Here is a 7,283-nt window from a genome sequence, read left to right as displayed (position 1 = left end):
GTCGCGGGCTTTGTCTTGATCGCCTTGGTCATGGTCGTGGCCATTGTCTGTGCGATCCGCTGGCGGGCGGGGGTCGGGCCACTTTGCATGGGTGTTGCGATGATGGCCATGGGGTTGCTTGTGGCGGGTCATCGCAGCCATAGCCTGGCCCAGCCTGTGCTGGAGTTTCGCTATTACGGCCCGATCGAGGGCCGGGTGGTCGGCATCGATCGATCAAGCACGGATGCGGTGCGGCTGACGCTCGATCAGGTCAGGCTCGATGATCTGACCCCTGTGCGCACGCCACATCGGGTGCGCGTGTCCTTGCATGGCGATGCGGGCGTGACCCCGCCCCCGGGTGCGATCATCATGCTGACCGGTCACCTGTCGGCCCCCGCCGGCGCGGCCGAACCGGGCGGCTTCGATTTTCAGCAACACGCCTATTTCCTGTCGCTCGGCGCTGTCGGCTATACCCGCAACCCGGTGGTGCTTTTGGCATGGCCCGACCCTGCCGAGGGGCGGCTCTTCGCGTTGCGCTTGCGCATCTCGGCAGAAATCCAGACGCGGATCGCGGGCCAGCCCGGTGCCTTTGCCGCAGCCGTGCTGACCGGGGATCGCTCGGGGTTGGAGGCCGCGCCGACACAGGCGATGCGCGATGCAAATATCGCCCATCTGCTGGCCATTTCCGGGCTGCATATGGGGTTGTTGACGGGCTTCGTCTATGCCGCGCTGCGCCTTGGTCTGGCGCTGGTTCCTGTTCTGGCCCTGCGATATCCGATCCGCAAATGGGCGGCTGCCGGCGCGCTTGGGGCGGGGGCCTTTTACCTCGCCCTGTCGGGGGGCAATGTCGCGACCGAGCGCGCCTTTATCCAAGTGGCCGTCATGTTCGGCGCGGTGCTGCTGGATCGGCGCGCGATCACCATGCGCTCGGTCGCAATCGCCGCGATCTTCGTGCTGCTCAATCGACCCGAGACGGTCTTGTCGCCGGGCTTTCAGATGTCGTTCGCCGCGACCGCCGCACTTGTCGGGGTCTTTGCCGCGCTGCGCGGTTGGCCTGCGGGCATGGCGGTGCCGGGTTGGGCGCGCGGGGCCTTGGCGGTGGTCGTTTCATCGGTGGTGGCCGGGGCGGCGACGGCCCCCTTCGCCGCGGCGCATTTCAACCAGATCGCGACCTATGGGCTGATCGCCAATCTGCTGACCGTGCCGGTGATGGGCAGCATCATCATGCCCGGTGCCGTGATGGCGGCCTTGCTGACGCCCATCGGTCTGTCGGCGCCCGTCTGGGCGGTGATGGAGTGGGGGTTGATCTGGATCTTGGCCGTGGCCGAGGTGATCGCCGCATGGCCCGGTGCGGTGACATCGGTGCAAACACCGCCAGTCTGGATGTTGGGTGCGGTCGCGCTTTCCGCGCTTTGGGTGCTTTTGTGGCAAGGTCGCTTGCGCTGGCTTGGCGTGCTGCCGCTATTGGGGGCGCTGGGTTTGTGGAACAGCGCGGCGCGACCGACCATTCTGATCTCGGATACGGGCGGCTTGGTCGGCATCATCTCCGATGGTGGGCGGGCGCTGAGCCGCGCGCGCGGGGATGGTTTCGTCGCGGGTGTCTGGCTGGAAAACGATGGTGATCGCACCACGCAGGCCGACGCTGCCACCCGTCCCCTGTGGCAGCCCGCAGGCTATGGCATGACGGCCGAGATCGACGGGCTACGCCTTTGGCATGGCACCGGACGGCGGGCATTGGGCGAGGTTGCGGCCGCTTGCGCGCTGCATGATCTCGTCATCCTCGGCCAATCCGCGCCTGAAGACTTGGTCCATGCGCGGGCCGCGCCCTTGGGCGACGCGCCGCGTGGTCATAGCCGCGTGCCACTTGTGGATGCCCACTGCCTGCTCTTCGATGCGCCAAGCCTTGCTGCTTCCGGCGCATTGGCGATCACCCCCGCGACCGGGGCGATCATCGTCACCAGTGCGGCGATGTCGCAAGGCGACAGGCCGTGGTCACCACGCATGCGCCAAGAAACGCGCGCTCAATAGCTACGGATCAGCCCGACCAGCTTGCCCTGCACGCTCACCTGATCCTCGCGGAAAACGCGGGTTTCATAGGCGGGGTTGGCAGCCTCCAGCGCGATCATGCCGGCCTTGCGGCGCAGCCGCTTGAGTGTCGCCTCATGTCCTTCGACCAGCGCCACCACGATATCGCCGTTCTGCGCCACCGCGCCATCTTCGATCACGACGATATCGCCGTCATTGATCCCGGCCTCGATCATCGAGTCGCCCTTGACCTCCAGCGCGTAATGGTTGCGCCCGTTGCGCAACATCTGCTGGGGCACGGCGACATGGCTTGCCACCTCCGAAATCGCCTCGATCGGGGTGCCGGCGGCGATGCGTCCCATCACCGGCAATTCCATCGCGGAGGCCGTCACGGGCATGGCGCCACGGGGTGGATCGACCCGGTCACCCTTGATCACGCGCGGCGCGAAACCCGGTTTCTCCATCGCCTCGGGCATCTTGAGAATTTCGACTGCGCGCGCGCGATGGGCCAGCCGCCGGATGAAGCCGCGCTCTTCCAAGGCGGTGATCAGCCGATGAATGCCCGATTTCGAGCGCAGATCCAGCGCATCCTTCATCTCGTCGAAGGAGGGTGGGACACCGTCGCGCTGCACGCGCGCATGGATGAATTCCAAAAGATCACGCTGCTTGCGGGTCAGCATCGGGTCACACTCCTCGCTCGGGCCATGCGGCGGGCGCCACAATCATGTTCGGCTTATGTTCTACCCCTGTTCCCGCTCCGTGTCAACGAATCACGGATAGGATGTGCCCAGAGGGATATGTTCGACCAAATCGCCAGCCGCGCGCGGCCCGTCATCGGCTGGGCGCACCAGCAATGCCGTTGCCCCCGACAACAGCGATAGCCGCGCCGAATCCTGGCTATCGAAGGGGGTGATGATCGGATAATCGGCACCAAGCGCGATCTGGGCGCGCATGTAATGGGCGCGCGGCCCATTGGCCGGCAGGTCACGATCCAGCCGCGCCAGCGGATAGGCATCGCCGCGCGGCAGCAAGCCCTGCATCGCGCGCAGCATGGGTCGCATGAAGATCATGCCGCAAATCATCGCCGAGACGGGGTTGCCCGGCAGGCCCAGCATCGGTGTGTCACCGATACGCCCTGCCATCAGCGGTTTGCCCGGTCGCATTGCGACCTTGTAAAATGCCTGCTCCATGCCCAGCTCGGCGGCCACCCCTGCCACCAGATCATGATCGCCCACTGATGCCCCACCGATGGTCACGATCAGATCGGCCCCACGGGCCAGCCCAAAGACCTGTTTCAAACTGTCGCGATTGTCGCGCGCGATGGGCAAGATCCGCGCCCGCCCGCCTTCGGCCTCGATCAGCGCCTTGAGCCCGTAGCTGTTGGAGGTGATGATCTGATCGGCGCGTGGCGTTTGTCCGGGGCTGACCAATTCATCGCCCGTGGCGATCAGCGCGACCTCGGGCCTGCGCGACACCACAAGCTGCGGTGCGTTCATCGACGCGCAAAGCGCGATATCGCTGGGCGACAAATGGCGCGGTGCGGCCAGCGTGTCGCCAGTACGAAAATCACCACCCGCAGGCCGGACATTGTCGCCTTGCTCGAGGCGGTCGCCCAGCATGATCCTGTCGCCTGTGGCTGTGACATCCTCTTGGATGACCACGCAATCGGCCCCATCGGGCAGGGGCGCACCGGTGAAGATCCGCACAGCTTGGCCGGGGCCAACCCGCCCTTGCCATGCGCGCCCGGCGGGCGCCTCACCCACCACCTGCAAAGACGCGCCGGGCATGCGGTCGGCCAAGCGGATCGCATAGCCATCCATCGCCGAAGCCGCAAAGGGCGGCTGGTCGCGCAAGGCGCGCACATCGCGGGCCAAGACGCGCCCCCCGGCGTTTTCCAAGCCGACCGTCTCATGCGACAAGGGCTGCACCAGCGCCAAGCAAGCAGCGCGCGCCGCCTCGACCGAGATCATCTGCCCCGCCTTCCCATCGCTTCAACTTTCCACAAATACGCATCCCGGCCGCGCCACGCACAGATGCCACCGCAACGGCGCGCCATGTGATTAGTCGTGCGAATAATCGCAGCCCTCACCGCGCGACCTCGAACCGGCCGGATTTGCCGCCATCTTTCAGCACCACGCGGATGCCGCCGATCTCGATCGTTTTCTCGGCGGCCTTGAGCATGTCATGCACCGTCAGCGCCGCGACCGAGACGGCGGTCAGCGCCTCCATCTCCACGCCCGTCTGGCCCGTGGTCTTGACGGTCGCGCTGATCCGCACGCCCGGCAAGGTGTCGTCGGGCACCAGGTCGAGCGTCACCTTGCTGATCGACAGCGGATGGCAGAGCGGGATCAGATCGGCGGTTTTCTTGGCCCCCATGATCCCGGCCAGCCGCGCAATGCCCAAGACATCGCCCTTTTTTGCCGTGCCTGCGGTCACCAGCGCCAGTGTCTCGGGGGCCATTTTGACCCAAGCTTCGGCCACCGCCACGCGGTCGGTCACGGGTTTTTGCGAGACATCGACCATATGGGCTTGGCCCGCCGCATCGAAATGGGTCAGCTCCGCCATGGCTCAGGCCCCCACCGGCTGCGCAAGGATCGCTTTCGTGGCAGCCGTCACATCGTCTTGCCGCATCAGGCTTTCGCCGATGAGGAAGCTGCGCGCGCCCGCTTGCGCCATGCGGCCCAGATCATCGGGCGTGAACAGCCCCGATTCCGAGATCACCATCCGATCCCCCGGCACCTGCGCGGCCAACCGCTCGGTCGTCGCCAGATCGGTGACGAAGGTATTGAGATCGCGGTTGTTGATCCCCAAAAGCGGGCTTTTCAGCCGCATCGCGCGATCGAGTTCCGCATCGTCATGCACCTCGATCAGCGCGTCCATGCCCCAATGTGTGGCGGCATCCTCAAGCTCCGCGGCCAGCCCATCATCAACCGAGGCCATGATGATCAGGATGCAATCGGCCCCCCAAGCGCGCGCCTCGGCTACCTGATAGGTGTCATAGAGAAAATCCTTGCGCAGGCAGGGCAGGCGGCTCGCCGCGCGCGCGCGGGTCAGGTATTCGGGTTTGCCCTGAAAGCTGGGCGTGTCGGTCAGGACCGACAGGCAGGTGGCGCCGCCCGCCTCATAGGCTTTCGCCAAGACCGGCGGGTCGAAATCGGCGCGGATCAAACCCTTTGAGGGGCTGGCTTTCTTGATCTCGGCGATCAGCCCGTAGCCGGTTTCCTCGGCCTTGCGCAGCGCCGCGCCAAAGGGGCGGATGCGCGGCGCGGCGCGGGCGGCGTCCTCGACCTGCGAGAGCGGGCGAGCGGCCTTGGCTTCGGCGATTTCGTCAAGCTTGTAAGCTTTGATCTTGTCCAGAATGGTTGCCATGCGCCTCAGCCTCCTTTGGTGATGCGGGCGAGCGTTTCGACCGCATGCTTGGCGGCCCCGCTGTCGATGCTCGCGCGCGCGATCTCGACCCCCGCTTTCAGGTCACCCGCCCGCTCGGCCACGACCAAGGCGGCGGCGGCATTCAGCAGCACCGCATCGCGGTAGGCCCCCGGCGCACCATCGAGAAGCGCGCGAAGTGCTGCCGCATTCTCGGCCGGGGTGCCTCCGAGGATATCGCGGAAGGGATGAACGGGCAGTCCCGCCTCCTCCGGATGAACCTCGCGGGGTTTGATCTTGCCATCCTTCAGCACGGCGACCGATGTGGTGCCCGAGATGGAAATCTCATCCGTCCCGTCCGATCCATGCACCAGCCACGCGGCCTCCGACCCCAGCGCCTGCAGGGTTTCGGCCATTGGAAAGATCAGGTCGATGGCGAAGGCGCCCGTCAATTGCCGCTTCACGCCCGCGGGATTTGTCAGCGGTCCCAAGATGTTGAAGATCGTCTTTGACCCAAGTTCCTGACGCACGGGCATGACATGCTTCATCGCCGGGTGGTGCATCGGTGCCATCATGAAGCCGATACCTGCCTCGGCAATCGCGCGCTCGACCACGGGCGGGGCGACCATCACATCGATGCCCAATTCCCCCAGCGCGTCCGCCGCGCCGGATTTGGAGCTGAGGTTGCGGTTGCCATGCTTTGCCACCGGCACGCCCGCACCCGCCACGACAAAGGCCGTGGCCGTCGAGATATTCAGCGTGCCCATCCCGTCGCCGCCGGTGCCCACGATATCCATCGCGCCTGCGGGTGCGGTCACGGGGATGCAATTATCGCGCATCACTTGGGCTGCGGCGGCGTATTCGGCCACGGATTCGCCGCGCGCGCGCATCGCCATCAACAGCCCGCCGATCTGGGCCGGGGTGGCGGTCCCTGCGAAAAGCTCTTCGAACGCAGCCTCGGCTTGCGCGCGGCTGAGCGGGCCTTCGGAGGCGGCATAGATCAGCGGCTTCATTGCGTCGCTCATGCGGGAACGGCCCCCTTGGCCATGTCGAGGAAGTTCTTCAGCATCGCATGCCCATGCTGCGAGCGAATGCTTTCGGGGTGAAACTGCACCCCTTCGATGGGGAGTGCGCGGTGGCGCAGCCCCATGATGGTGCCATCGGCAAGTTCCGCTGTCACCTCCAACGCGGGCGGCAGGCTGGGGCGGTCGACGACAAGCGAATGATAGCGCGTGGCCAAAAGCGGCGAGGGCAGGCCTTTGAACATGCCTTTGCCTTGATGGATGATCTCACCCATCTTGCCATGGACGATCTCGGAATGGCGCTGGACCTTGCCGCCAAATGCCTCGCCGATGGTCTGATGGCCAAGGCAAACACCCAAAAGCGGCACCGCCGCGCCCGCGGCTGCGCGCGTCAGGGGCAAGCAGATCCCCGCCTGTGCCGGATCGCAGGGGCCGGGCGACAGGACGATCCCCGCAGCCCCCATGCCCATGGCGGTCTGCACATCCACCGCGTCATTGCGCACGACGCGCACATCGGCCCCCAACTCGGCCATGTAATGGACAAGGTTGAAGGTAAAGCTGTCGTAGTTGTCGATCAGAAGGATCATCGCCGCGCCCGTGTTTTCAGGATCAATGGGCTAGCCCGTCATGGCCCGCCTGACAAGCCCAAGCGCCCTTGCGGGTCAGTATTGCCCGGTCAGAAAGCGGCCCACATCCCCTAACAGCCGTTCTGCCAGGCTTTCGCCCGCCTGATCGGCAAAGATGGGACGACCACCCACCGTGCCGGGCGCGCGCCCATCAGGGCCGGGCTGCATCTGTTCGGGGCTGCCCGTATTGGGGGCGGTGCGCGGGGCAGGGATCACCATTGGCAGGGGGCGGGCGGGCAGGCCATCGTGCACACGCTGCATCGTC

8 protein-coding genes are annotated in these 7,283 nt (G+C 65.9%); 1 reads left to right on the top strand and 7 read right to left on the bottom strand.

Going from position 1 to position 7,283, the window contains the following annotated elements:
* The coding region (locus tag ACTG4J_RS13860; RefSeq protein WP_439140331.1) for a ComEC/Rec2 family competence protein at window positions 1–2,007 on the top strand (2,007 nt) is incomplete at its 5' end.
* Here the strand turns inward: ACTG4J_RS13860 and lexA are convergent.
* From lexA to ACTG4J_RS13825, 7 genes are all read right to left on the bottom strand, one after another.
* Window positions 2,001–2,684 (bottom strand): transcriptional repressor LexA, encoded by a 684-nt coding sequence (gene lexA / locus ACTG4J_RS13855; RefSeq protein ID WP_439140330.1) that lies wholly within the window; start codon window positions 2,682–2,684, stop codon window positions 2,001–2,003. The genes ACTG4J_RS13860 and lexA overlap by 7 nt on opposite strands.
* 90 nt (window positions 2,685–2,774) lie before the next feature.
* Window positions 2,775–3,974, bottom strand: coding sequence for a molybdopterin molybdotransferase MoeA (locus ACTG4J_RS13850; protein WP_439140329.1), 1,200 nt, complete (start codon window positions 3,972–3,974; stop codon window positions 2,775–2,777).
* Window positions 3,975–4,089: 115 nt separating this feature from the next.
* On the bottom strand, window positions 4,090–4,569 hold the full coding sequence (gene moaC, locus ACTG4J_RS13845; protein ID WP_439140328.1) for a cyclic pyranopterin monophosphate synthase MoaC: 480 nt from the start codon (window positions 4,567–4,569) through the stop codon (window positions 4,090–4,092).
* A gap of 3 nt (window positions 4,570–4,572) precedes the next feature.
* Window positions 4,573–5,373 (bottom strand): indole-3-glycerol phosphate synthase TrpC, encoded by an 801-nt coding sequence (gene trpC / locus ACTG4J_RS13840; protein ID WP_439140327.1) that lies wholly within the window; start codon window positions 5,371–5,373, stop codon window positions 4,573–4,575.
* A gap of 5 nt (window positions 5,374–5,378) precedes the next feature.
* Window positions 5,379–6,395, bottom strand: coding sequence for an anthranilate phosphoribosyltransferase (gene trpD / locus ACTG4J_RS13835; protein ID WP_439140326.1), 1,017 nt, complete (start codon window positions 6,393–6,395; stop codon window positions 5,379–5,381).
* Window positions 6,392–6,979, bottom strand: a complete 588-nt coding sequence (locus ACTG4J_RS13830; protein ID WP_439140325.1) for an anthranilate synthase component II — start codon at window positions 6,977–6,979, stop codon at window positions 6,392–6,394. Before ACTG4J_RS13830 ends, trpD begins: the two co-directional genes overlap by 4 nt.
* 75 nt (window positions 6,980–7,054) lie before the next feature.
* Window positions 7,055–7,283: hypothetical protein (locus ACTG4J_RS13825; RefSeq protein ID WP_439140324.1), on the bottom strand; the 229-nt coding region annotated here is incomplete at its 5' end.

Source organism: Roseicyclus sp. (assembly GCF_965662675.1).
Lineage (GTDB): Bacteria > Pseudomonadota > Alphaproteobacteria > Rhodobacterales > Rhodobacteraceae > Roseicyclus.
Note: the sequence above shows the minus strand (reverse complement) of the source record. Positions and strands in the feature narration are given on the sequence as shown.